Consider the following 23555-nt stretch of genomic DNA (forward strand, 5'->3'; position numbering starts at 1 on the left):
GCAGAATGGCATTAAACAAGTTGCTGCCAAAGGTAAGTTTGAAGTCCAAGCACAGTCGGATGGTATGGATTTACTTGCCAAGCAAGGGATTCAGATTATTTCAACTGAGGACCGTATTGAGATCAGCAGTCCGAAAGAGATTGTGATTACTGCGGGTGGTTCTCAGATTAAGCTGAATGGTTCAGGTATTTTCCCTGTGACCAGTGGTAAGTTTGAAGCAAAAGCAGGTCAGCATTTACTTGCCTCAGGTGCGAGTGCAAGTAGCAATGCACCCCAGTTACCACAAGCAAAATCACTGAAAGGCGCACTACAGTTATTAAGAAGTTATGGGGGAGATAATTTCTTTAAGCAGAACAGCTATAAAGTGATTGATTCTCTAGGTAAGCAACTGACTGGCAAACTGGATGGAAATGGTTTTGCTCAAGTGACAGGCATTGCACCAGGCGCAGCCAAGGTCATTTTTGAAAAAGATGAGACCAGTGCATGGGCATCAAGTAGTGACTTTAAACGTGATTATACTTGGGCAGAGCCAGTAGAAAAAGTTGCCGCCTCATTAAGCAGTGCATTGGGACAGAACATGAAGCAACAGCTGACCAGCAGTTTAGTTTCGATGGATAAAAATAGCCTTAAAAATATAGGTAAAAATACCTTAAATGGTTTGGTTGAGCAGACGGTTGGTCAAATCAAGGATCAAGTCAGCAATACCGCTTTAAGTGCTGTTTCAAAGCAACTGAACCTTAATATTTCTCCAGATCAAATGAAAAGCTTGGCGCAACTCGCCATGAATCCGAGCCAGTCGGTTGACATGATCAAAGCACAAGGTGTGGGTTTTGTAAAAGATCAGGCAGCAACAAAATTGGCGGAGGCCACCCAAATGGATTCGATTCTTCAACAAGGCATCGTTGATCGTTTTCATGGTCAGAACAATGGTTAGGACAGATTTTAATTCACGCGCAGCAATTTAAAAAATAGATGTATTGAAATAAATTAAGGGTTTGAGATTGATGGCTACGGAAAAAACACAACAGGCAACAGATCAAAAAGCGTCGAAGGTTGAACTTGCTGTTTTTAATTTGGACAGCGTACACACGGTAACTGACCTGCAAATGATTGCCAAGCAAATCCAGCTTTATTTACAGGTATGTGGGAATACCAGTCTAGAACAATTACAAGGTAGTGCGAATACTGCAACGGTAGCCAATATTTTTGCTTTAACCGGCAGTGTGCTGGATTTAATTTTATATGCGACCGACAGCAAGACAGAGGATGCTGCGGTTCAACAGGGTGCATTGCTCGCTGCAAATTTAATTGGTTTATTTGCTGAACCAAGCAATGAAGCACATGCGCGTATGGCATTACGTCCGATGTTTGGTCTAATGTCGCAATGTTTATATCCTGAAAATGGAAAGATTAAAGAAGCGGATATTAAACGCTTGGGCCTGCATCTGAATGCGATGGTCGCAGGTGATTTAGAAAAGTTTTTACAAGAAACACAAGCCAAATTAGCGACCTTACTCTCACAGGCAACGATCTTAGGCAGCAGTATTCTGACGAGCTTGTCTGTGCCTGCGACAGCAATAAGTGCGAGCATGGCTGCAACGTCGGCAGGTGCAACAGCAGAGAAAAGAGACCCCAAACTCAAATTTAGCAATTGGGCTGCACCTCTCATTGATTTAATCGGTAAACCGAGTCAGGCAGATTTAACCCCTAAACTACAACCAAATATTCAAACTCACCTGCAACAGAAAGCAACACAAGCAATTGCAACTTTAAGCCAGACTTTACAGCAGCAAGCCAATGCAGGGCAGAAATATAGTTTGGCTTGGTTATTACAACAAACTTTAACTGCGATTCAGGCCAGCGAAAATAAAGGCAATGCCAGTGTGCCGATTAATCAGACGGGAGAATATGAGCGCCATACCAAAGGGGATACCTTAGAGTTTGTGAGCTTACAGGCGGATGCGTTGAATGCACCGCCTTGTGAAGGTAATGGTTCAGAGACGGGTAAGAGTATCAGTTATTCAATTGGCGCAGAGCGGGTTCAGCATGCCGATTTCTATTTACCTAAAGTTGGTTTTGTATTTAGTCGCCAATATAACTCGCAAATGGATGAGTTTGATCAGGGGATGATTGGTGCTCGTTGGATGATGCCTTTTTCCAATGTGATTCTGCCAAAAGAACAAGGTTACGTCTTTATTGATGCGAAAGGGCGTAAACATGCCTTACCATCTACGATTTTGCAGCAGGCTTACACCGTTCCTTATGAAGGAATGACGGTTCATCCAGTTGGAAATGGCGATTTGCTATTAGATTTCGGCGGTGACTGGAATTTCCATTTTCATCAATTTGGTCTTGGTCAGCCCTATCATTTAATTCAACAATTTAATGAAAACACCAATGAAAAAATTAGCCTAAGTTATCTTTTGGCAGATGGTGTTGCTTATCTGCAAACTATTAATTTCCAATTTGAACAGGCTCAGCACCAACTAAAATTTGCCTTTAATGAGCAAGTTAAGATTATTGCTGTATTTGTGGATGATCAAATTGAGCCTTGGGCACGCTATCACTATGATGCACAAGGTAATCTGATTACAGCTTTCGATCAAAATGGGTATGCACGTCAATACGAATATAATCAGGCGCACCAATTAACACGCTATACCGATCGTACAGGACGTGGACAAAATATTCGTTATGAATCGACGTTGCCAAATGCCAAAGCTATTGAAGAGTGGGCGGATGACGGCAGTTTCCATACCAAACTGAAATGGCATCCGCGGTTACGCCAAGTTACGGTTTACGATGCTTATGATGTAGCAACCTATTATTATTTCGATTTGGATGGTTTTACCTATCGTACTCGTTTAGCCGATGGTCGAGAGTCTTGGTATTCTCGTGACGGTGAGAAACGCATTACTCGACAAATTGATTTTGAAGGTCGAGAAACTCAGCAAGAATATAATGATCAAGGGCAACTGGCGAAAATTGTACAGCCGAATGGTGGCGTGATTCGCTTTGCTTATGATGAACAAGGCAATTTAACCGAGACCAAAGATCCAGAAGGCAATATCTGGAAACGTGAATATGATGCACAAGGCAATGTCAGCAAAGAGATTAATCCTTTAGGTCATCTCACTCAATATAAATACAACAGCAATAATCAGGTGGTGGAAGTGGTTGATGCCAAAGGAGGTATCAAGAAAATCCAGTACAATGATCAAGGGCAAATGCTGTCTTATACCGATTGTTCAGGCAAAAGCAGTACATGGGAATATGATGAAGAAGGTGATCTAAGTGCCCAACAAGCGGCGAATGAACAGAAAGTTCAATATCTGTATAGTATGCAAGGCAAAGATAAAGGTCAGCTTCAAGCCATCGTGTATCCAGATGGCTTGAAAGAGCTATTTGAGCATGATCAAGAAGGTCGCCTGCTTAATCACACCGACACCAACGGCTTAACCACTCAATATCAATACAATACTGTCGGCCTGTTAGAACAACGCATTGATGCCAATCAGCATCGTGTGGGCTATCAATGGGATAGACAGGGTCGTATCCAAAAGCTTATTAACCAGAATCAGGCGGAATACCAGTTTGGCTATAACAAGTTTGGTCAGTTGGTCAGTGAACAAGCCTTTGATGGTGAAGAAAAGCACTATAGCTATAGTGAAAATGGGCTATTGTTCCAGATTCGCCAACCCAATATTCTGACCGAATTTAGCTATTATGATGATGGACAGATTGCTTCTAAAACATATACCAATCTGCATACTCACCAAAGCCAGACAGAGCAATTTGAATATAATTTAAATCAACAATTAAGCTCAGCCAGTAATGCTGAGAGCCAAGTTCAACTGTATCGTAATCAGCTTGGACAATTGGTGCGTGAACACCAGCATTATAAGATGTTGAATCTAACGGCTGTACTGCGTTATGAATATGATGAACTGGGAAATCTGGTTAAAACCATTCGCCCTGATGGACAGCAGCAGACCAATCTGAGCTATGGTTCAGGACATATCTACGGAATTGCGTTTAACAAACAGGATGTTGTTTCTTTCCAACGTGATGATTTGCATCGTGAAACGGTACGTTTCTTGGCAAATGGTTTGGTACAAACCAAGCATTATAATGATGTCGGGTTACTGATTTCTCAACAGATTGAGCCTGAGCAAGAAACCTCAGATCGACTCCATTATCAAGCACATAGACATTATCAATACGATAAAAACTATTTGCTCACTCAAGTTGAAGACAGTCGTTTAGGACAGCTTAATTATCAATATGATCCGATTGGACGTTTGATTTCAACCCAGAGTCAGCATAAAAACGAAAGTTTTAAGTTCGATCCAGCGGGGAATCTGATTGACACAATCAACCAGACAACACATGCCAAAAACAATTTAATCAAGCAGTATCAAGGCAAGCATTATCAATATGATGTACAAGGCAACGTGATTGAAACCACGCAAAATGGTAAGGTCTTAAAGCTGACTTGGGACAATCATAACCGTTTGATTCAAAGTAACTTGAATGGGAAAGTGACTCAGTATGGTTATGATGTCTTTGGACGTCGTTTATATAAGAAATCATCAAACCAAGATTTCACTTTATTTGGTTGGGATGGTGATTTGATGATTTGGGAATCTAGCCAAAATTCGAGCCATCCTGAGAGCAGTTATACCAAACATTATGTCTATGAGCCTGATAGCTTTGTACCGTTAATGCAGGCAGGGTATCAGGGCTTTATTCAACTGATAGAAACCCCTGATTATAGTGAATATCTCAACAAGCCTTATTCGGTTTATAAAGATCCGATCTGGAGCAGCGATACACGTAAAAACCGTGTGGCTTTAGAGCAAACCACTTTTTATCATTGTGACCAGGTGGGAACACCACAAACACTGAGCAATGCCGCAGGTGAATGTGTTTGGGAAATTACTCATGATACATGGGGGACCGCACTCGAGATTCAAATGCTAAATAAGGACAATCCATTTGAGCAGAGTAATCTTAGATTCCAAGGCCAGTATTACGATAATGAAACAGGACTGCATTATAACCGTTATCGTTATTATGAGCCGTATAGTGCAAGGTATATGAGTAAAGATCCGATAGGACTTGAGGGCGGTATGAATACCTCTGCTTATGTAAATAATCCGAATCAATGGATTGATCCGAAAGGATTAAATGGAATGAATTTTGGTGAGATGTTTGGTATTCCTGCTAGTGCTCAATCTGGTTTAGCGTACCAAGGAAGGAAGAATTATGATTGTTACGCTGAAACTGGAGAGCTATGTAAGTTAAATATACCACCATTATTTGATTATGTTGCATGTAGTGGTGGCGGATTAGGAGTAGGTGTTGGCTTTGTAAAAAATCAATGGACTGGTGAGTATTATATGAGTGGTTCTAAGGATTCTATTTTAGCACCTGTGGCAAAATCAGCTGCACAAAACAAACCATTTAGCGCTAAAGATTTAGCGGGGATTAGTTGTGTAGGTGGTAATATTCATAATATTCCAAGTTATACAAAATCAATGATGACGATGGGAGAAATTACAAACGAATTTGTAAGTGGAGCTTCTGTCTCAGTTGGAGGTGGAGCTTATGGTGCAGTAGCAAACTTAGTTGTTCCATTAGTAAACAAAAGTAGTCCCGTGCGAGGAGCATGGGCTTCTGAATTTGGTGTAGGAACACCAGGGGTAAATGTTGGAGTCAGTGGCACAGTTAGTGTTGATACAATTTTAGATGCAGTCAAACCTAATAGAGAAAAGAATTAAGAGAGTAATTGTAATGTCTATTATAGTAAGAAATTCGGTTTTGAAATTTATATTATTAATTTTAATTAGCTTAGGTTTTTCTGGGTGTGACTTTAGAAAAAAAAATGAAGTCAAAATTCTCGATAACAACAAGACAATAATTAAAAAATTTGAAAGTGATGCTAACTATGTTTTTGGCGATCGCATCTTAGATAAACATTCATTCTCATCATATAATGCAGATAGATTAATATTTCAAATTCAGAGTGATGGTGGTATTGGCGAAATAGATTTTTTAAACAATATTGAATCTAGTCTTAAAGAAAAAGGATGGGTATATAAAGAAAAATATAAGGAAGCATATATTTACTGTGATAAAAAAAATAATCAACTGGAACTAGTATCTCCAGTTAAATTAGATACTTATAGTTCTGCTGGTGAAGGACAGTCATTAAACCAGTTGGTTGGGTATTGGAATGTGGGTTTTATTCACTCTAGACAGAAACGCTATGTGTGTAATATTGATAGTTAATATTGTTTAAATTCGGTTTTAAGTTGATGATAAGATTTATAAAACTGATGTCTATCTTTACTTTTAGTATTGGTTTATTTGGATGTGATGATAGTGAAGTACTGGATTTGAAGAGGTTCTCCAATGAGTTGTTTGGTAAATATGAGTACGAATATGATACTGATAGGGAAAAGAGCTCAACTCAACTTTTAGTAGTGAAAATAAAAAAACAAGATTTTTCTAGCAAAGATTATGAGGGTGTAAAAAATGATCTACTAAAGAGGAAGTGGGATTTGGTAGACTCTTATAATAGTTATTATAATTTTTGTAAAACCAACCATTATTCGATAGACATATTAAATCCGATTTATGATAAGCATTATACACGAGACGGTGAAGAAGTTAATTTTAAAAGTAAAGATTATTGGTACTTTTCAATTTATTACAATAAGCTAGGCGTTAATAATTGTATGGAGTATTATAGTAAGTAATTATTTTTTATTTTGATTTGGCTTGTATGAAAAAAATTATTTTAATCCTCTCATTTCTGTTAGTCGGATGTGATAAGGAGGTAGAACGAAAACCCTATATAGATAAAGTAAATCAGGACTTTGTAAATGAGGCTAATGTCCTTTTTGATGGTAAAGCTGGCGATCTAAAGGGTTATTCATCTTATAGCTCGAATACGGTTTCATATAAAATTAAAGCAGATGAATTTAAGATCAATAATTTCTTAAACAAGGAAGGTAAACAATTAAAAAAAATGGGATGGGAATATTATCAAAAATATAATGAAAGTTATATATTTTGTAGGAATAAGAGTCAACTTGAAATTATTGCACCGCTAGTTGTTGTGGGTAATAAAGAATTGGCCGAAGGTTCTGTTGCAATGCAATTAAATGATGGTTGGCATGTAATATTTTATAAAGCAAATAATACAACCTCATATATATGTCATAATTATAAATAGAGATGAGTATGTTGAATATTTTGTTTTTAGGTTATTTTGTAAATGAAAAAAGTATTGAATAAAGCTAGTTTTTTATTTTTTATACTATATCTTTGTTCTTGCACTAGCGTTGAAGAAACTCAACAAGGTAAGTATTTTACACATGTCATTAATCAATACTTTGGGCAATATCAACCAAATGAGAAAATTTGGGTTGATAAGCCAGAAAGTAAATATTCAATTACTAAAATAAAAAAATCAAATCTTTCTTTAAATGATTTTTCTAATATTCGTAAGAAGTTGGAAGTTGATGGTTGGAAACTTATTTCTGATCAAGATAATTACTATGAGTATTGTTTGGGTAAGAAAATACATATAGGTATACTTTATCCAATACGACCACATCATTACAACTCTGAAGGGCGTGAAGTAAAATATACAGATATTAATGATTGGTTAGTGGGGTTGTCTTATGGAGAGAGTGGAGTGAATCAATGTAGAAAAGATGAGATACCCGTAATTAAATTAGATTAATTTAAAAAGATAATTTGAATAAGTTTTGAAATACTGTCTTTAGACGTATTCTTAATATTTTTTGGAGATAATATTAGTATCTATAAAACAATAGAAATAGATTTTGGCTGAGAAATTGATGCTGGTGCTTCGATTAGTATTTTATTTTTAACTGTAGGTTAATTATTAAGATTAAATTTATGAAAGTTATTTCAATATTGTTTTTATCTGTTTTGCTGACTGCATGTTCAAGTACTGAGGAAAAAGAGAAAGATCAATATTTTTATAGTGTAGTTAATAAATACTTTGGGAAGTTCAGGCCAAAAGAGAAAGTTTGGATTGATAAGCCTATGAATAAGTACGCCACAGCAGAGGTGAAAAAATCAAAAATGTCATTTGGTGATTTTGAAAGTATACAAAAAAAATTGCAAGATGATGGTTGGGTGCTAATATCAAGTCATGATAGTTTTTTTGAATATTGTTTGGGTAAAAAGATATATATGGGAGTGTTGTATCCAATAAATCCAAAACACTATGGTTATGATGGTGAGGAAATAAAATATGAAAATATAGATGAATGGTCAGTTGGATTGTCATACAGCGAAGCAGGGATTAAGCATTGTGTTAAAGACGAAATTTCAGTTGTTCAATTGAATTAAATATATGTTAATTAAAAATTTGTTAGTGATTTATTTATTATTGTCGGTTGTGTTGTGGGCTATTTTTCACCAATTAGCTGCAAGGTATGTGAATCGTAATGAGTCTTTAAAAAGTATATTTTACGGTAACTTGTATAAGAACAAATCAATGGACGTTGCTAATATTGAAGTAGTAATTTTAAGTGTTATTTTTGTTAATATAATTTCCTTATTTTCTGAGAAGAGCTTAAAAAAAATTTTTGAAAAAAGAAAACTATTCTATGGCTTGGATTTCAACTCGGCTATAAGTGTGGTACAGCAGCATAAAAAGTTATGGTTTTATATTAAGTTATCTATTTTTTTTGGTTCTACGATAGTTATAAGCTCAGTTATGCTCTTTTGGCTGTAATCAATTATTGATGATTTTATCTATCTACAAAGGATATTCCATACTTGTCTGAGCTTAATCCTGTCTCATTAAACACACTCCGTAAAGACCAACTTTATAGTTTAAGCGTTGTTTGTCAGCCTGAATTTCTTCATTTTCTTATGAGGTTAAACAAGGACGTACAACAATGAAAAAAGCACTGCTTCTCTTGGGTTCAATAGGTATCTTGGCAAATACGCCAGTCTTGGCCGCCGATTTCAGTATCGGTGATCCGAAAACCCAAGTGGGTGAACTAAAACTGACAGGTGCCATCCGTACCCGCTATATCCATAAAGACTATATTGTCGAAGCCAATGAAGGCGCCAAAAATGATGACTGGCGATTGGCCGATATCAAGGCGGTTTTGAGTTATGAAAACCCAGACTGGATTGCATCGATGGATGTTCGTTGCTACCAGTACGATCGTTTATGTGATGCACTATTTTTAAAAGATGCTTGGGCAGGCTATAAGTTTTCAGATCAGCAACGTCTGACAGTCGGTTTTCAATCGGTTGATTTCGGCTTTGGACGACTTTGGGGCAATAGTTATTATGAAACTTTGCTCAATACCGTTGGGCTGGAAGATATCCAAAATCTTGGGGTGAAGTACCAGTTTAAGGACAATCTGTATAACTTCATTCTCGGTTTTTACCCGACTGATGGTGGTAACTACAAAGGCACCTCTAAGGATTCCAGTCGCTATAGCGGTAACTTTGTGCGGGCAGACGATCTGACTCAAGGCACCGATATTGATGAAAAGAATATGTGGGTGACACGCTTATCCCGAAAATTTGAGTTAGATCAATCCCAGAATTTCTCCACGGAAATTGGTGGTTCTTACTGGTATTCGGAGCTGGAAAATAACCGCACCAACCGAGATGGGCATCGTAGTACATGGAGCATTTTTAGCACCACCAACTATCAGGCATGGCAATGGTTGTTCTTGGCAGGAGAGCAGGACATTAAAAATGCAGATGATCTTTTGCCGAAAAGCTCGACCATTGGCGCATTTGACTATCCTTATCAAGTGGCCAACAAAGGTAAATATATGGCCAATGAAATTAACTACACCTTTGCCAAACCTTTCCATCAGTTAGAAAATATTAAACCTTATGTTTCGTATAGTCGTTTTTATAAAGATGAATCAGGCTATCAAGATTCGGATCGCTTAATTGCAGGTCTGTATTTTAACTATAAAAAAGTTGGCATACAGGGTGAATATATCTGGAGTCGCAATGACCCAATGACGGGCAGTGGCGCAGATGGCTTGGCGCAAGGTGAGAGCAATCAATGGAATAAATTGTTCTATTTATCGTTAGGTTATTACTTCTAAATTCAGCTTTGAAAATGAGCCAGTCTGTTTGCGATAGATTGGCTTTTTTGCTTTAGGCGGTTCTTAAGATCAAAGCACCAATTAAAATGATGCATGAGGAGATAATCCGTACCGCATTGATGCGTTCTTTTAGAATAAAGATCGAAATCAGCGTCGCAAATAAAATCGAGGTTTCTCGTAGTGCGGCAACAATCGCAACAGGTGCAAGCGTCATCGCCCACAGTGCTAAACCATAAGAGAAAAAAGAACCGATTCCACCAATTAAGCCTAAATGCCAATTATTTCGAAAATACTCACCCATCTGACGATATTCCATTTTCAGGGCAAAGATAAAAAAGATCAGTCCTGAGAGTACGAAACTCCATAGGATATAGGCAATGGCTGATCCTGCAAGGCGAACGCCATGACCATCTAGCAAGGTATAACCCGCAATCAGGATGGCATTGACTAAGGCCAGACCAATGCCTTTGCGTCCTGTTTTAGGGGCAGCCAAAATCATCGATAAAATACCAACGGAAATGGTGATGATGCCTAGCCATGCATTAAATTGCAGTTGTTCATGCAATAACAAAGTGCCTAAAACAGCCACAATCAGTGGTGCTGTGCCACGCATTAAGGGATAAGTCAGGCCCATATCGGCAACGCGATAGATTTTAGCCACCATGCCAAAATACAGAATTTGTATTGCCGTTGAGGCCAGAATATAAGGCCAGCTCTCGCGTTGCGGTATTGGAAAAAAGGGCAGCAGTAGCGCTGCTAAAACTGCTGCAGATGCGGTGACCAATACCGTGGTTAAAAACTTATTTGTACCTGCTTTTACAATGGCATTCCATGTGGCATGACATGTTGCTGCAAGTAAAATAAGGCCAAATATTGCCGTGCTCATAAGCTGCCTGTTAATTCATGATCTTGCTAATGTGCATGATATGGTTGAAAAAAGAAAGCAGGCAGCTTAGCGCGATTATAGAAATACTTTCTCTGTATTTGGATTGATCGGCTCAATCGGTTGGATCAACTGACCACGGCTTAGGTTCTGGATATGCTGTAAACGGTTGATCAGTTCATTTTGAATAAACAGGATACAGGTCTGTAGTTTAGACGAACTTTTTAAACGTGAAGGATAGACCGCCCAAACATCGGCATCTTGCCAGTATTCAGGCAAAATATGCTGTAACTGACCACTAATCAATTCATCTGCGACATCCCAAATCGAACGTAAGATAATGCCATGTCCCTCAATCGCCAACTGGTGAATAATCTCGCCATTATTGGAAATGAAGCGCGGTGTGACATGTACCGACCGATCTTCCGAGAGATGACGCAATTTCCATAAGACTGAGGATTGGTCACGCTCACTGATAGTTAGGCAATCATGGTTGCGTAAATCTTCCAAACTTTCAGGCATGCCTTGTTGCAGTAAGTAGCTGGGTGCAGCGCAGAAAATTCGGAAATTCGACACCAGTTTTTTGGCAATCATATTCGGGGCAATCTCATTGCCGATGCGAATATCCAGATCAATACTGTGTTGAATCAGGTCTTTGGTGTTGTCGATGGTATCAAACTGAATTTCCAGTTTTGGGTACATGGTCATTAATTTAGACAGAATTGGCGCAACATGTTTACGGCCAAAACCGAAGCTACTGACTATGTCGAGATGACCTGTGGGCGTGCTTAAGGGGTTATTCACCAGCTCACTGATTTCATCAAATTCATCCAGAATATTGGAGACCCGATCCAGAATCAGTTTGCCATCTTCGGTCAAACTGACATGACGGGTACTGCGATGGAACAGTTTACAGTTCAGATTGGTTTCTAAAATATTGATGCGTTTACTGATAAATGCAGGTGAAGCACCTAGCTCCTCAGCTGAATCGACAAAACTCTTGCGTTTGGCGACTGTGCAAAAAACCTTTAAATCCGATAGGTTAGGTAGATTATTCACGATCCGTGTCCATTGGGGTGATAGTTTTCTTATTGATCATTTTTGCTGAAAACAGCATGTTTACAGCTAAGGATATTAACCAAAGGTGTAAGGGAGCGTTATGGCAAAAAAGTATAAAGTTGCCACGATTGCGGGTGATGGGATTGGTTTAGAAGTTCTACCAGAAGGCATCAAGGTTGTAAAGGCGGCAGCAGACAAATATGGCATTCAAGTTCAAATGGATAGCTTTGATTGGGCCAGCTGCGATTACTACCTTGAACACGGCAAAATGATGCCGGATAACTGGTTTGAAGTCTTGCAGCAATATGATGCAATTTTCTTTGGTGCGGTGGGTTGGCCTGAAAAGGTGCCTGATCACATTTCACTATGGGGATCATTGCTGCAGTTCCGTCGTCGTTTTGACCAGTATGTGAATTTACGTCCAGTTCGGTTAATGCCTGGGGTGAAATGTCCACTGGCTGGTAAGCAACCAGGCGATATCGATTTTTATGTGGTGCGTGAAAACAGCGAAGGTGAATATTCAGCGATTGGTGGTAAAGCCTTTGAAGGCACTGATCGTGAGTTCGTCTTGCAGGAAGCGGTGTTTACCCGTCATGGCGTCGATCGCATTTTAAAATATGCGTTTGAATTTGCGGATCAACGTGAGGCTAAAAAAATCACGGCTGCAACCAAATCTAATGGCATTGCCGTCAGCATGCCGTACTGGGATGAACGTGTCGATGAAATGGCAAAACACTATCCGCAAATCAAGGCAGATAAACAGCATGTCGATATTTTAGCGGCACGTTTTGTTTTACAGCCTGAGCGTTTTGATGTGGTGGTGGCATCGAATTTATTTGGTGACATCTTGTCGGATTTAGGCCCTGCATGTACCGGTACCATTGGTTTGGCTGCTTCGGCCAACCTCAACCCTGAACGTAAGTTCCCGTCATTGTTTGAACCTGTGCATGGTTCAGCCCCCGATATTTACGGACAGCAAATTGCCAATCCGATTGCAGCGATCTGGTCAGGTGCCATGATGCTGGATTTCTTGGCAGATGGTGATGAACAAGTCATTCAGGCAGGACAGGAGATTATGCAGGCGATTGAGCATGTGTTGGTGCATGGCCCGAAAACGCCTGATGTCGGTGGAACGGCAAAAACCTATGAAGTGGGCGATGCGATTGCAGCCTGTGTGACTCAGCAAAAAATGGATTTATTCGCGATGGAGTAAGTACCCCTGAGGGAATAGTCACTATCCGAGATGGATTGAATAGATATGGATAATCAAATTACAAAGCCTTATACAGATAAGACGCTTGCGATCACCAGTCTTGCCGTTGTATTTACATCGGTGGCTGGGCTGGCAATCTACTCATCTGAATCAATACAACTGGCTGCAAAATGGATGCAGTGGACTACGTCGGTGTTTACCACGCCAGTCCTGTTATTTGCTTTTTTATCAATTATTTTTACCTTCGGTTTGGCCTTTAGTAAATACGGCAAAATCAAACTCGGCGAAGGTAAGCCCCAATACAGCACCATGTCATGGATTTTCATGTTCATTTTGTCGGGGATTGGGTCATCTACCTTGTACTGGGGCTTTCTAGATTGGGCCTATTATTATCAAACGCCGGGTTTGAATTTAGCCCCTGAATCGGCTGAAGCATTGAAATACAGTGTGGCTTATTCTTTCTTTCACTCTGGTTTGAGTGCATGGTCGATCTATGCTTTGGCATCGATTTCACTGTGCTATAGCTACCATGTCAGAAAGAATAAAGGCTTGAGCTTAGCGTCAATGGTGGAAGCGGTCACTGGCTTTAAAGCGACAGGTCCAGTTGGTCGCGTGGTCGATCTGATGTTCTTGCTGTGTATGTTTGGTGCCTTGACCATTTCACTAGTACTGACTGCGGTGACTTTTACCAACATTCTGTCGCAACTCACGGGTATTCCCAATACCTTCATGACCAAAGTCATCATCATCTTAGCGGTGTCAGTGTTATTCGCCCTCAGCTCTTATGTCGGTATGGATAAAGGCATGCAGCGTTTAAGTCATATGGTGTGCTTGGGGGTGGTGCTGTTTGCGATCTATGTGCTGTGCTTTGGCCCAACCCAATTCATTATGAATAATTCATTGATGAGTTTTGGTCTGATGGCGACTAACTTTGTCGATATGAGTCTGTTTACCGATCCGATGGGCGATGGAAAGTTTACCCGTGAATGGACGGTGTTCTATTGGTTATGGTGGATTTCTTATGCACCGGGTGTAGCGCTGTTTGTGACCCGTGTATCTAAAGGACGCACCATTAAAGAAGTGATTCTTGCCATGGTCATCGGCGGTAGCGTTGGTTTATGGTTCATCTTTGGGGTATTTGAAAATTACAGCGTTCATAGCTTTATTCACGGCATGGTCAATGTGCCGCAAATCTTGAGCCAGCAAGGTGGTGAAGTGGCAATTGGTCAACTGTTGGGCTTATTGCCAGCAGGCAAGCTGATGATGTGGTTGTTCCTTGGCATTATGGTGATTTTCCTTGCAGCACATATGGATGCAGTGGGCTATGCGGTGTCTGCAACCTGTACCCGTGGTTTAAGTGAAGGGCAAGATCCATCTCCGAATGCGCGTTTATTTTGGTGTCTGATGTTAACCCTAGTGCCAATTGCGATGATTTTCTCTAAAGCACCTTTAGACACCATGAAAACGGCCACCATTGTGACTGCCTTACCGTTTATTGTGATTATTCTGGTACAGACCTATGGCTTGGTGAAATGGTTGATTGAAGATTATTCCAAAGTGCCATCGCATTTGATTGAACAGAGCAGCTTTAGTGACTTGGAAGCACTTGAGCATACTGACCCAAATCAACAGATGCAGATTGATATTGCGGCAACAGCACTGGCACATAAAAGCAGTCAAAAGGAATTGTCATGACACAGCAACCGAACACGCGCTATGAGTTAAGCGAAGAAATGCAAAGTCTGGTGTATTGGAGCAGCATTTATTCAGCAGCGGATAACGATATTGATTCAATTCGTGCAGCCTACGATGCGATGTGCCTGCACTACACCTTGCCACGCGATGGAACGGTCAATATTGAAGATAAAACCGTTGCGCATACGACTCATCCAGTCAATGTTCGGTTGTATTCACCCTTGGGCCAAGCACCTGCGCAAGGTTGGCCTTGCGTGTTGTTTATCCATGGTGGCGGCTGGATGCTGGGGAATCTGGATTCACATGAATTTATCACCCGTTATTTATGTCGTGATTTGAATGTTGCTGTACTGAGTGTCGATTATCGTTTAGTGCCAGAACATCATTTTCCAGCCGCTTATGAAGATTGTGAAATGGTCTATCACTGGCTCCGCGCGCATGGCGCAGACTGGAACATTAACCCAACGCAGATTGCCTTAGCAGGTGACAGTGCGGGTGGTAATTTAGCCGCGGCACTGGCGGTTCAATTACGACATACAGGCAATCAGGCATGCGGTTTGGCTTTGATCTATCCATGTTTGGGCAGTAGTTTTGATACCGCGTCTTGTCAGCAGCATGCACATGCGCCGTTATTGACGCTCGAGGAAATGCATTATTACCTGAAGGAATATGCACCGAATGAAAGTGACTGGAAAGATACACGTTTAGCACCATTGAACGCACAGGATTTTTCTGACATGCCACGTAGCTTTGTTGCGGTGGCTGAATACGATCCACTGAGTGACGACGGGTGTATTTTCGTGGACAAGTTAAAACAAGCCAATATTGCCGCCGAGTTTTATCTCGGCAAAGGATTACTACATGGCAGTTTACGTTTAGTACGGGATTGTCCTGTGGTGCAGGATTTATATCAGCACATGCTGAGTTCGTTAAAGCAAATGTTCAAGTGATTTGAACATCAGCCAATTTTGATAAAACGGTCGTTAGGACAAAACAGTTTAATGGAGTAAAACCATGAATGCAGTTGAAAAATTACCAGAAGATTTCTGTTCAAACCCAGATGTGGCATGGACATTTCCTAAAGTGTTCTATACCTCATCTCAGGTGTTTGAGCGTGAAAAAGAAGAAATTTTTGCGAAAAGCTGGATTTGCGTGGCACATGGCAGTGAAGTTGCCCAAGCCAATGACTATATTACCCGTAAGGTGATTGGTGAAAATATTATCGTGATTCGCGGAAAAGACAGCGTGTTACGTGCATTTTATAATGTCTGTCCGCATCGTGGTCATGAGCTGTTAAGTGGCAGCGGCAAAGCCAAAAACGTGATTACCTGTCCGTATCATGCATGGACATTCAAGCTGGATGGTAGCTTGGCATTGGCACGTAACTGTGATCATGTTGAGTCTTTTGACAAGCAAAACTCCAGCATGGTGCCGTTAAAAGTTGAGGAATATGGTGGTTTTGTCTTTATCAATATGGACGAAAATGCCACTTGTGTTGAAGATCAATTGCCTGAATTTGCACAAAAACTGAATGAAGCTTGTGCCGTAATCAAAGACTTGAAACTGGCTGCACGTTTTGTGACGGAAACACCTGCGAACTGGAAAGTGATCGTGGATAACTATTTAGAATGTTATCACTGTGGTCCAGCGCATCCTGGTTTTGCTGACTCGGTACAGGTGGATAAATATTGGCACACCACTCATCAAAACTGGACACTGCAATATGGTTATGCACGTTCTTCAGAAAAGTCATTCAAGCTTGATCCATCAGTCAAAGATCCGACTTTTAGCGGTTTCTGGACGTGGCCTTGCACCATGTTTAACGTACCACCCGGTGCAAACTTCATGACCGTGATTTATGAGTTCCCGATGGATGCGGAAACCACTTTGCAGCACTATGACATTTTCTTCACCAATGAAGAATTGACTCAAGATCAGAAAGACCTGATTGAATGGTATCGCAATGTCTTCCGCCCTGAAGACCTCGAATTGGTTGAAAGCGTACAACGTGGTTTAAAATCACGGGGTTATCGTGGTCAAGGGCGTATCATGACCGACAAGCAACGTTCGGGAATCAGTGAACATGGTATCGCTTATTTCCAGAATCTTGTTGCGCAACACCATCAATAATTTTGTCTCAGGTATTAGATCAGGGAGGTGTGGCAAACGATAAAGCCACACCTTGCTTCAATCGATAGGAACATGACATGTCAAGTTTGCAAGCAAGTCCGTTATTTCAACAACACGGGCTGATCAATGGTCAATGGGTGAGTGCACAATCTAATGCCACCATTCCTGTCACTAACCCTGCGACAGGTGAAGAAATTGGTGTCATTCCAAATATGGGTGCAGCAGAAGCCACCGAAGCGGTTGAAGTGGCGTATCAGGCTTTAGCAGCGTGGAAAGGATTAACGGCACAAAAACGTGCAGACCTATTATTGGCTTGGTATCAGCTGGTTTTGAGCCACGCGGATGAGCTGGCGCGGATCATGACCATTGAGCAGGGTAAACCCTTAGCCGAAGCTTTGGGTGAAGTGAAATATGCAGCTTCATTTATTCAATGGTTTGCGGAAGAAGGCAAACGTGTTTATGGCGATGTGATTCCAACCACCAATAGCCAGCAGCGTTTTATTATCACCAAAGAACCTGTGGGTGTGGTTGCAGCGATTACGCCGTGGAATTTCCCTATTGCCATGATTACCCGTAAAGCGGCACCTGCTTTGGCAGCGGGTTGTACGATCGTGATTAAGCCTGCCAATGAAACCCCATATTGTGCGCTTGCAATTGCCAAACTGGCAGAAATGGCAGGCATTCCAGCAGGTGTCATTAATGTAGTTACAGGCAAATCGCAAGAGATTGGTTTGGTCTTTAGCAGTCATGAAAAAGTCAAAAAACTGACCTTTACTGGTTCTACACCTGTGGGGCGTTTATTGATGCAGCAATGCTCAGGCACCATTAAAAAATTGGCGCTGGAACTGGGTGGCAATGCACCATTGATCGTGTTTGATGATGCGGATCTGGATAAAGCGGTACAAGGTGCAATCTTTGCCAAGTTCCGTAATGCGGGGCAGACCTGTGTTTGTGCCAATCGAATCTATGTCCATGACAAGGTTTATCAGGCCTTTACCGAGAAATTTGTGCAAGAAGTACAGAAATTCAAAATCGGCAATGGTTTGGAACCGAATGTACAGATCGGGCCGTTAATCAATGACAAGGCAGTACTGAAAGCAAAACAGTTGATTGATGATGCTTGTGGCAAAGGTGCCCAAGTGGCGTGCGGTGGTAAACAACATGCACTTGGACAAACCTTCTTTGAACCGACCGTGTTAACCGATGTTTCGCGTGATATGGAAATTGTTCAGGAAGAAATTTTTGGCCCAGTAGCACCTTTAATTCGTTTTACTGAGGAAGAGGATGTGGTCGCGCAAGCCAACGATACCATTTTTGGTTTGGCAGCCTATGTGTATAGCGAAAACATTTCACGGATTTGGCGTGTGGCTGAACAACTGGAATATGGCATGGTCGGGATGAACTCAACTGCTATTTCAAATGAAGTGGTGCCATTTGGCGGTGTTAAACAGTCTGGTGTAGGTCGTGAAGGTTCTAAATATGGTTTGGAAGAATTTATGACTATTAAATATATGTGTTTAGGATTATAGCAACAATGCCTGTTGGGACTCTCTTCATCGAGGGTCAACAGGCAATATGCAGTTAAAATTAGAAAATGCTTAGATGAGCAGCATGCGGTAAAGAGGATTTAGACATGGCTAGTCATTATGAAATGTTTGCATCGGTGGTCACACGCGTAGAGCAACTGACTCCACTGATCAAACGGTTTACATTTAAACGTCAGGACGGACAAAATTTCCCTCAATTCAATGGTGGCAGTCATATCATTGTGAAAATGAATGATCAGCTATCCAATGCCTATTCATTGATGAGCTGTGCTCATGATCTATCGACTTACCAAGTCTGTGTCCGTAAAGATATTGAAGGTAAAGGTGGTTCAGTCTTTATGCATGATCAGTGCAATGAAGGCTGTGAGATTCTGATTTCTGAACCGAAGAATTTGTTTCCATTGGCGGCAGATGGTGAGAAACATATTCTGATTGCTGGTGGGATTGGGATTACTCCGTTTGTGCCGCAAATGGATGAGTTGGCTGCACGTGGTGCCGACTTTGAATTGCATTATGCCTACCGTTCCCCAGAGCATGCCGCACTGTTGGAAGAACTCAAACAGAAACATGGCGAACATATATTTAGCTATGTTGACTCAGATGGAAAATGTTTGGATCTGGATCAGTTGATTGGTGCTCAACCCAAAGGTACGCATGTGTATGTGTGTGGCCCAAAGCCAATGATTGATGCAGTGATCGATCGTTGTAATTACCATCGTTACCGTGATGAATATATTCACTGGGAACAGTTTGCATCTACGATACCTGAAGAGGGTGAAGCATTTACGGTTGTATTGGCGAAATCCAATCAAGAAGTGGAAGTGCAAGGCAATCAAACCATTTTGCAAGCGATTGAATTGCTTAATATTGATGTGGAATGTTTATGTCGTGAAGGTGTGTGTGGCACGTGTGAAACCATGATTCTAGAAGGTGAGGCAGAGCATTTCGATCAATATCTGAGTGATGATGAAAAAGCTTCACAGCAGTCGATGATGATTTGTGTGTCGCGTGCCAAAGGCAAAAAACTGGTACTTGATCTTTAATTTAAAGTTTTGAGTTTAAAAATATAAAAAAGCAGCCTAAGCTGCTTTTTTATTGATCAGGAACATTAATTCAGATTTATTTTTTGCCTTTCTTGGTTTTTAGATATTCTTGATAAGATTCTTCGGCAAAGCGTCTTAAGGAATCCCCAATAGCAGCATATTGGTATTCATTCAGGTTGGCCAATGATGCACGGGCAGAAGGATGCTGTACTCCAAAGCCTGAACCTGGTAAAAGCACCACACCCGTTTCATCAGCAACGCGGAATAATAATTCGGTTGGGTTCTTATTCTTCATGACCCAATCTGCAAACTCATTCCCATACAGTGTTCGAGAGGTATTTTCCAAGTTTACTAAAGTGTAGTAATCGACTGAGTTTGGATCAGCAGGAACTTCAACCCCTAATTGGCGATACAGCGCAGCATCACGCTCACGTACCACAGATTTAACCGCCTTCTTATAGTTCTGTTGCGAATCCATCATATTGAATAGGGCAAACAGTACCATTTGCACTTGTTGTGGTGTAGAAAGACCAGCCGTGTGATTGAGTGCCACATTGCGACTATCCGCGACCAGACGATCTATAAATTTAATCTTGGCTGGATCGGTGGTTAAAGAAGAATATCTTTCCTCCAATTCTTTTTTGTCTTTTTTCGACAGCGCAGCCAGTTTTTGATCCAGAATATTATTGTTGGAGAGAGCGATTACCCCGAGTCTCCATCCAGTTGCTCCAAAATATTTCGAGAATGAATACACCAAGATGGTATTGTCTGGGCAGATCGCAAACAGTGATTTGAAATTGTCTGCAAATGTACCGTACACATCATCGGTTAAAATAATCAGGTCAGGTCGTTTTTTCACGATATCAGCCAATATCGCCAAACCTTCATCGCTGAGTTTTACTGAGGGCGGGTTACTTGGATTCACCAGAAAGAAGGCTTTAATCGATGGGTCTTCCAGTTTCCGCAATTCAGATTCAGGGTATTGCCATCCGAGTTTTGGATCGGCCTCGATCAGGACTTCTTCAAGTTGATAGTCATTCAGTTTTGGAATTTCCAAATATGGTGTGAAAATAGGTGCACCAATCGCGATACGATCGCCATTGGCAATAATTTTATTCTCTTTTAAGGAGTTAAAAATATAGGCCATTGCTGCGGTTCCACCTTCGACCGCAAACAAGTCTAAGCCTTCTTTCGGCATGCCTTGGACGCCCATTTCACGTAGGATATATTCTTTGATAATCGATTCACTGATACGTAGCATGCGGTCAGGGACAGGGTAGTTACAACCTAAAATTCCCTCAACCATTTCCAGTAAAAAAGCATCTGGATCTAAACCGAGCTGATCTCGGACATAGGAAATGGCTTTGCCTAAAAATACTACACCGGGTTTATCCCGATTGTGCATAATGAAGTTATCGAAGCGAGATTGCAGACCGACAGGGCGAGGAAAGCCCCCTAAGCCTTCTGGCATATATGAGAACGAAAACTCAGATTCGGTGGTTGAAAATAACCCCAATTGGAAGAATGCCCGACGTGGAATCGTGGCTAAAAAGTTTGGATTTCCGCGCCCTGCATTCAGCATCATCCTGTCTGTTTTACTTTGGGCAAGCTCAATTAAATTGTCTTTTAGTTCGAATGGGCTAAGTTTTGAGTATTTTGAGTAATCAACGTTCCCCATGGGAAGTCTCCTTAATTATAGTGACGGCAATAAAATTTTGAATATGGATGTTAAGCAAGGCCAACAATCAGTGGGCCAAGCAAGGTTAAGAATACGTTTGCCAAGGCATAGGTGATTGCAAAAGGCACGGTCGGAATCGAGTTTCCAGCTTTATCTAAAATTGCACCAAAGGCAGGGTTGGCACTACGCGAGCCAGACAAGGCGCCTGCCATAACAGCAACGTTGTCATAACGCAGTACATAACGTGCAAAAAGCATGGACAGAATCAGTGGTACCAATGTGACCACAACACCAATCATAAATAGTGAAAGACCACTGTCTTTAATGGTTTGAATGGCTTGTAAACCAGATTGCAAACCTACAGCAGCAACGAATCCTGCAAGCCCCAAATCTTTCAGTAGCTGCGATGCCGCTAAAGGCATGTTGCCATGGACTTGATTACGACTGCGCAACCAACCAAACAGAAGCCCTGACAGTAAAGCACCCCCACCTGCACCAAGTGTTAGAGGGACATCGCCGATACGAACCACAAACAAACCAATCAATAAACCGACGACCAAGCCTGCGCCGTGGAAAATCCAATCGGTCTTTAAGCTTTCTGGCAGTGCAGTGCCTGCTTCTTTGACTAAACGATCAAGATCACCTTTAGTCCCATACACGGTAATCACATCCCCTTGATGTAAAACCGTGTCATCACTCAAGCTTTGAGTTTCATCATTGCGTTTAATCGTCAGCACGTAAATCCCATGTTTTAAATAAGCAGGGGTATTGGCTTTGATATCGCCGAGACTGCGATTGATATATTTGGAATTTCTTAGGATGACATCCGTCGTATCCATAATCATTTCCATGCCTTGTGAGGACTGTAACTCAGTACCAATTTGGTCTGAAATAGCAACAACACTGGCACGACGGCCAACCAGCAATATCACATCATCTGTTTGTAAAGGTAGTTCTGGTGCAACATCAATCAATTGATCTTTACGCTTTAAGCGCTCGATGGTAATGCTGGTTTGTTTAGCTTCAAGTTCTGCAACCGTTTGTCCACTGGCTTGTTTGACTTTATAAATGCGTCCGACAATTTCAGGCATCGCCAGTTCTTGACCAGGCGCCAGTTCAAAAGCCCCTTTGAGGCGTTCGGATTGTGCTTTCAAAGCATCATCGTGAATTTCTTTGCCCATAAATTTAGGCAGAATATTCACACAGACAATAATGGCACCCAATGAACCAAAAATATAAGTGACGGCATATCCGATTGCGACATTGGCCTGTAGTTTTTGAATTTCAGCCAGAGGCAGGTCGAGTCGGGAAATTGCATCACCCGCCGTCCCAATAATCGCGGATTGTGTCATTCCGCCAGCAGCGAGTCCTGCGGCTAAACCTTTGTCTAAATGGAATAACTTCGCCATGACCAAGACGGTGATTAAGCCACTGACCGCCATAAAGACAGCTAATAGGATTTCTTTGATTGATTGTGGACCCAGTGATTTAAAAAACTGAGGGCCACTTTCAAAACCAACCGCATAAATGAACAATGCAAACAGAATGGCTTTGACGCCATTGTCGACGGGAACACCAATTAGACTGAGTACGACTGCAACAAGTAGAGAACCCGCCACACCGCCGAACTGAAATTTTCCGAATTGAAATTGACCGATCCAGAAACCTATTGCCAAGGATAAGAACAATAGTATTTCTGGACTATGTTTTAATTCGCCTTGTAACCATTCAATCATTTTTCGATCTCACTTTTCTTATTCGATCTATCTTTAGGTTTGAAATTTATTTATTTTTCATGTTTTTTTAAAATACGCCTCAGAGCGATTCTGTGCAAATCTATTGATTTTATTGTGTTTTTATATATTTAACCTAAGTTACTATAAAAACTAAACTTTTTTATTATAAACTGTTTTTATAAAAACTTAACTTAACGAAAGATAAAATAAAGTTACACAAAGAAACAGGTCGAAATATGAGTAATTACGGGTTATTTGTATTATTTAAATAATTTTAAAATAATAGATAAGTTTTTATAATAAATTATTAATATTTTGATTTATATCGGTTATTTTTTTTATTAATTTCGATTGTGGGGTGGATTTTAAATAATTTAAAAATAAATTGTATTTTTGTAAATTACATTTTAAAAACAAAAGTATAAATAAAGAGTTACT

General features: G+C 40.7%; 19 protein-coding genes. 15 read left to right on the forward strand and 4 right to left on the reverse strand.

Annotated elements, in window-relative coordinates:
* The 9 genes from A7P54_RS03435 to A7P54_RS03475 all read left to right on the forward strand — a co-directional run.
* Nucleotides 1-934, forward strand: a 934-nt coding sequence (locus A7P54_RS03435) for a DUF2345 domain-containing protein (protein WP_171548663.1), incomplete at its 5' end; no start/stop codon positions are given.
* 70 nt (nucleotides 935-1004) lie between these two features.
* Nucleotides 1005-5783 (forward strand): RHS repeat-associated core domain-containing protein, encoded by a 4779-nt coding sequence (locus A7P54_RS03440; RefSeq protein WP_171548664.1) that lies wholly within the window; start codon nucleotides 1005-1007, stop codon nucleotides 5781-5783.
* Nucleotides 5784-5796: 13 nt separating this feature from the next.
* Complete coding sequence (locus A7P54_RS03445; protein ID WP_033134565.1) at nucleotides 5797-6294, forward strand: hypothetical protein; 498 nt, start codon at nucleotides 5797-5799, stop codon at nucleotides 6292-6294.
* Between the two features lie 47 nt (nucleotides 6295-6341).
* On the forward strand, nucleotides 6342-6764 hold the full coding sequence (locus tag A7P54_RS03450; RefSeq protein WP_050511496.1) for a hypothetical protein: 423 nt from the start codon (nucleotides 6342-6344) through the stop codon (nucleotides 6762-6764).
* A gap of 26 nt (nucleotides 6765-6790) precedes the next feature.
* On the forward strand, nucleotides 6791-7243 hold the full coding sequence (locus tag A7P54_RS03455) for a hypothetical protein (protein ID WP_171548665.1): 453 nt from the start codon (nucleotides 6791-6793) through the stop codon (nucleotides 7241-7243).
* A 42-nt stretch (nucleotides 7244-7285) separates the two neighbouring features.
* A complete protein-coding gene (locus tag A7P54_RS03460) occupies nucleotides 7286-7756 on the forward strand; it encodes a hypothetical protein (RefSeq protein WP_171548666.1) in 471 nt (156 codons plus the stop codon).
* Between the two features lie 179 nt (nucleotides 7757-7935).
* Entirely contained in the window at nucleotides 7936-8394 is a 459-nt protein-coding gene (locus A7P54_RS03465; RefSeq protein WP_171548667.1) for a hypothetical protein, read from the forward strand.
* Between the two features lie 4 nt (nucleotides 8395-8398).
* Nucleotides 8399-8782, forward strand: coding sequence for a hypothetical protein (locus A7P54_RS03470; protein WP_171548668.1), 384 nt, complete (start codon nucleotides 8399-8401; stop codon nucleotides 8780-8782).
* A 166-nt stretch (nucleotides 8783-8948) separates the two neighbouring features.
* Entirely contained in the window at nucleotides 8949-10133 is a 1185-nt protein-coding gene (locus tag A7P54_RS03475) for a porin (RefSeq protein ID WP_171548669.1), read from the forward strand.
* 52 nt (nucleotides 10134-10185) lie between these two features.
* On the opposite strand, the gene A7P54_RS03480 is transcribed toward A7P54_RS03475, so the two are convergent.
* Complete coding sequence (locus A7P54_RS03480) at nucleotides 10186-11019, reverse strand: DMT family transporter (protein WP_171548670.1); 834 nt, start codon at nucleotides 11017-11019, stop codon at nucleotides 10186-10188.
* A 75-nt stretch (nucleotides 11020-11094) separates the two neighbouring features.
* Entirely contained in the window at nucleotides 11095-12075 is a 981-nt protein-coding gene (locus A7P54_RS03485; protein ID WP_171548671.1) for a LysR substrate-binding domain-containing protein, read from the reverse strand.
* 100 nt (nucleotides 12076-12175) lie between these two features.
* On the opposite strand from A7P54_RS03485, the gene A7P54_RS03490 reads away from it, so the two are divergent.
* The 6 genes from A7P54_RS03490 (at nucleotide 12176) to cntB (ending at nucleotide 19703) form a co-directional block, all read left to right on the forward strand.
* Nucleotides 12176-13288 carry a tartrate dehydrogenase gene (locus tag A7P54_RS03490; RefSeq protein WP_171548672.1) on the forward strand — a complete coding sequence of 371 codons (1113 nt, stop codon included), beginning with the start codon at nucleotides 12176-12178 and terminating at the stop codon, nucleotides 13286-13288.
* A 39-nt stretch (nucleotides 13289-13327) separates the two neighbouring features.
* Complete coding sequence (locus A7P54_RS03495) at nucleotides 13328-14983, forward strand: BCCT family transporter (RefSeq protein ID WP_171549187.1); 1656 nt, start codon at nucleotides 13328-13330, stop codon at nucleotides 14981-14983.
* Nucleotides 14980-15933, forward strand: a complete 954-nt coding sequence (locus A7P54_RS03500; RefSeq protein WP_171548673.1) for an alpha/beta hydrolase — start codon at nucleotides 14980-14982, stop codon at nucleotides 15931-15933. The genes A7P54_RS03495 and A7P54_RS03500 overlap by 4 nt, the downstream gene beginning before the upstream one ends.
* 64 nt (nucleotides 15934-15997) lie before the next feature.
* Complete coding sequence (cntA, locus tag A7P54_RS03505) at nucleotides 15998-17113, forward strand: carnitine monooxygenase subunit alpha (protein ID WP_005204619.1); 1116 nt, start codon at nucleotides 15998-16000, stop codon at nucleotides 17111-17113.
* Nucleotides 17114-17190: 77 nt separating this feature from the next.
* Complete coding sequence (locus tag A7P54_RS03510; RefSeq protein WP_171548674.1) at nucleotides 17191-18642, forward strand: NAD-dependent succinate-semialdehyde dehydrogenase; 1452 nt, start codon at nucleotides 17191-17193, stop codon at nucleotides 18640-18642.
* A gap of 104 nt (nucleotides 18643-18746) precedes the next feature.
* Nucleotides 18747-19703: a carnitine monooxygenase, reductase subunit CntB gene (gene cntB / locus A7P54_RS03515; protein ID WP_171548675.1), complete on the forward strand. Its 957-nt coding sequence runs from the start codon at nucleotides 18747-18749 to the stop codon at nucleotides 19701-19703.
* 76 nt (nucleotides 19704-19779) lie between these two features.
* On the opposite strand, the gene A7P54_RS03520 is transcribed toward cntB, so the two are convergent.
* Together A7P54_RS03520 and aspT are read right to left on the reverse strand one after the other, a co-directional pair.
* Nucleotides 19780-21381 carry a bifunctional aspartate transaminase/aspartate 4-decarboxylase gene (locus tag A7P54_RS03520; protein ID WP_005204615.1) on the reverse strand — a complete coding sequence of 534 codons (1602 nt, stop codon included), beginning with the start codon at nucleotides 21379-21381 and terminating at the stop codon, nucleotides 19780-19782.
* Nucleotides 21382-21431: 50 nt separating this feature from the next.
* Nucleotides 21432-23117, reverse strand: coding sequence for an aspartate-alanine antiporter (aspT, locus tag A7P54_RS03525; RefSeq protein ID WP_171548676.1), 1686 nt, complete (start codon nucleotides 23115-23117; stop codon nucleotides 21432-21434).
* Nucleotides 23118-23555: the final 438 nt, after the last annotated feature.

This window comes from Acinetobacter sp. Ac_3412, from assembly GCF_013072675.1.
Taxonomy (GTDB): Bacteria; Pseudomonadota; Gammaproteobacteria; order Pseudomonadales; family Moraxellaceae; genus Acinetobacter; species Acinetobacter higginsii.

Bases quoted from the DNA above. Each gene is read 5' to 3' on its own strand.
- cntB (WP_171548675.1), top strand. From the start codon at position 18,747: ATGGCTAGTCATTATGAAATGTTTGCATCGGTGGTCACACGCGTAGAG.
- cntA (WP_005204619.1), top strand. From the start codon at position 15,998: ATGAATGCAGTTGAAAAATTACCAGAAGATTTCTGTTCAAACCCAGAT.
- A7P54_RS03460 (WP_171548666.1), top strand. From the start codon at position 7,286: ATGAAAAAAGTATTGAATAAAGCTAGTTTTTTATTTTTTATACTATAT.
- A7P54_RS03500 (WP_171548673.1), top strand. From the start codon at position 14,980: ATGACACAGCAACCGAACACGCGCTATGAGTTAAGCGAAGAAATGCAA.
- A7P54_RS03455 (WP_171548665.1), top strand. From the start codon at position 6,791: ATGAAAAAAATTATTTTAATCCTCTCATTTCTGTTAGTCGGATGTGAT.
- A7P54_RS03520 (WP_005204615.1), bottom strand. From the start codon at position 21,381: ATGGGGAACGTTGATTACTCAAAATACTCAAAACTTAGCCCATTCGAA.
- A7P54_RS03475 (WP_171548669.1), top strand. From the start codon at position 8,949: ATGAAAAAAGCACTGCTTCTCTTGGGTTCAATAGGTATCTTGGCAAAT.
- A7P54_RS03480 (WP_171548670.1), bottom strand. From the start codon at position 11,019: ATGAGCACGGCAATATTTGGCCTTATTTTACTTGCAGCAACATGTCAT.
- A7P54_RS03445 (WP_033134565.1), top strand. From the start codon at position 5,797: ATGTCTATTATAGTAAGAAATTCGGTTTTGAAATTTATATTATTAATT.
- A7P54_RS03510 (WP_171548674.1), top strand. From the start codon at position 17,191: ATGTCAAGTTTGCAAGCAAGTCCGTTATTTCAACAACACGGGCTGATC.
- aspT (WP_171548676.1), bottom strand. From the start codon at position 23,117: ATGATTGAATGGTTACAAGGCGAATTAAAACATAGTCCAGAAATACTA.
- A7P54_RS03450 (WP_050511496.1), top strand. From the start codon at position 6,342: ATGTCTATCTTTACTTTTAGTATTGGTTTATTTGGATGTGATGATAGT.
- A7P54_RS03470 (WP_171548668.1), top strand. From the start codon at position 8,399: ATGTTAATTAAAAATTTGTTAGTGATTTATTTATTATTGTCGGTTGTG.
- A7P54_RS03490 (WP_171548672.1), top strand. From the start codon at position 12,176: ATGGCAAAAAAGTATAAAGTTGCCACGATTGCGGGTGATGGGATTGGT.
- A7P54_RS03465 (WP_171548667.1), top strand. From the start codon at position 7,936: ATGAAAGTTATTTCAATATTGTTTTTATCTGTTTTGCTGACTGCATGT.
- A7P54_RS03440 (WP_171548664.1), top strand. From the start codon at position 1,005: ATGGCTACGGAAAAAACACAACAGGCAACAGATCAAAAAGCGTCGAAG.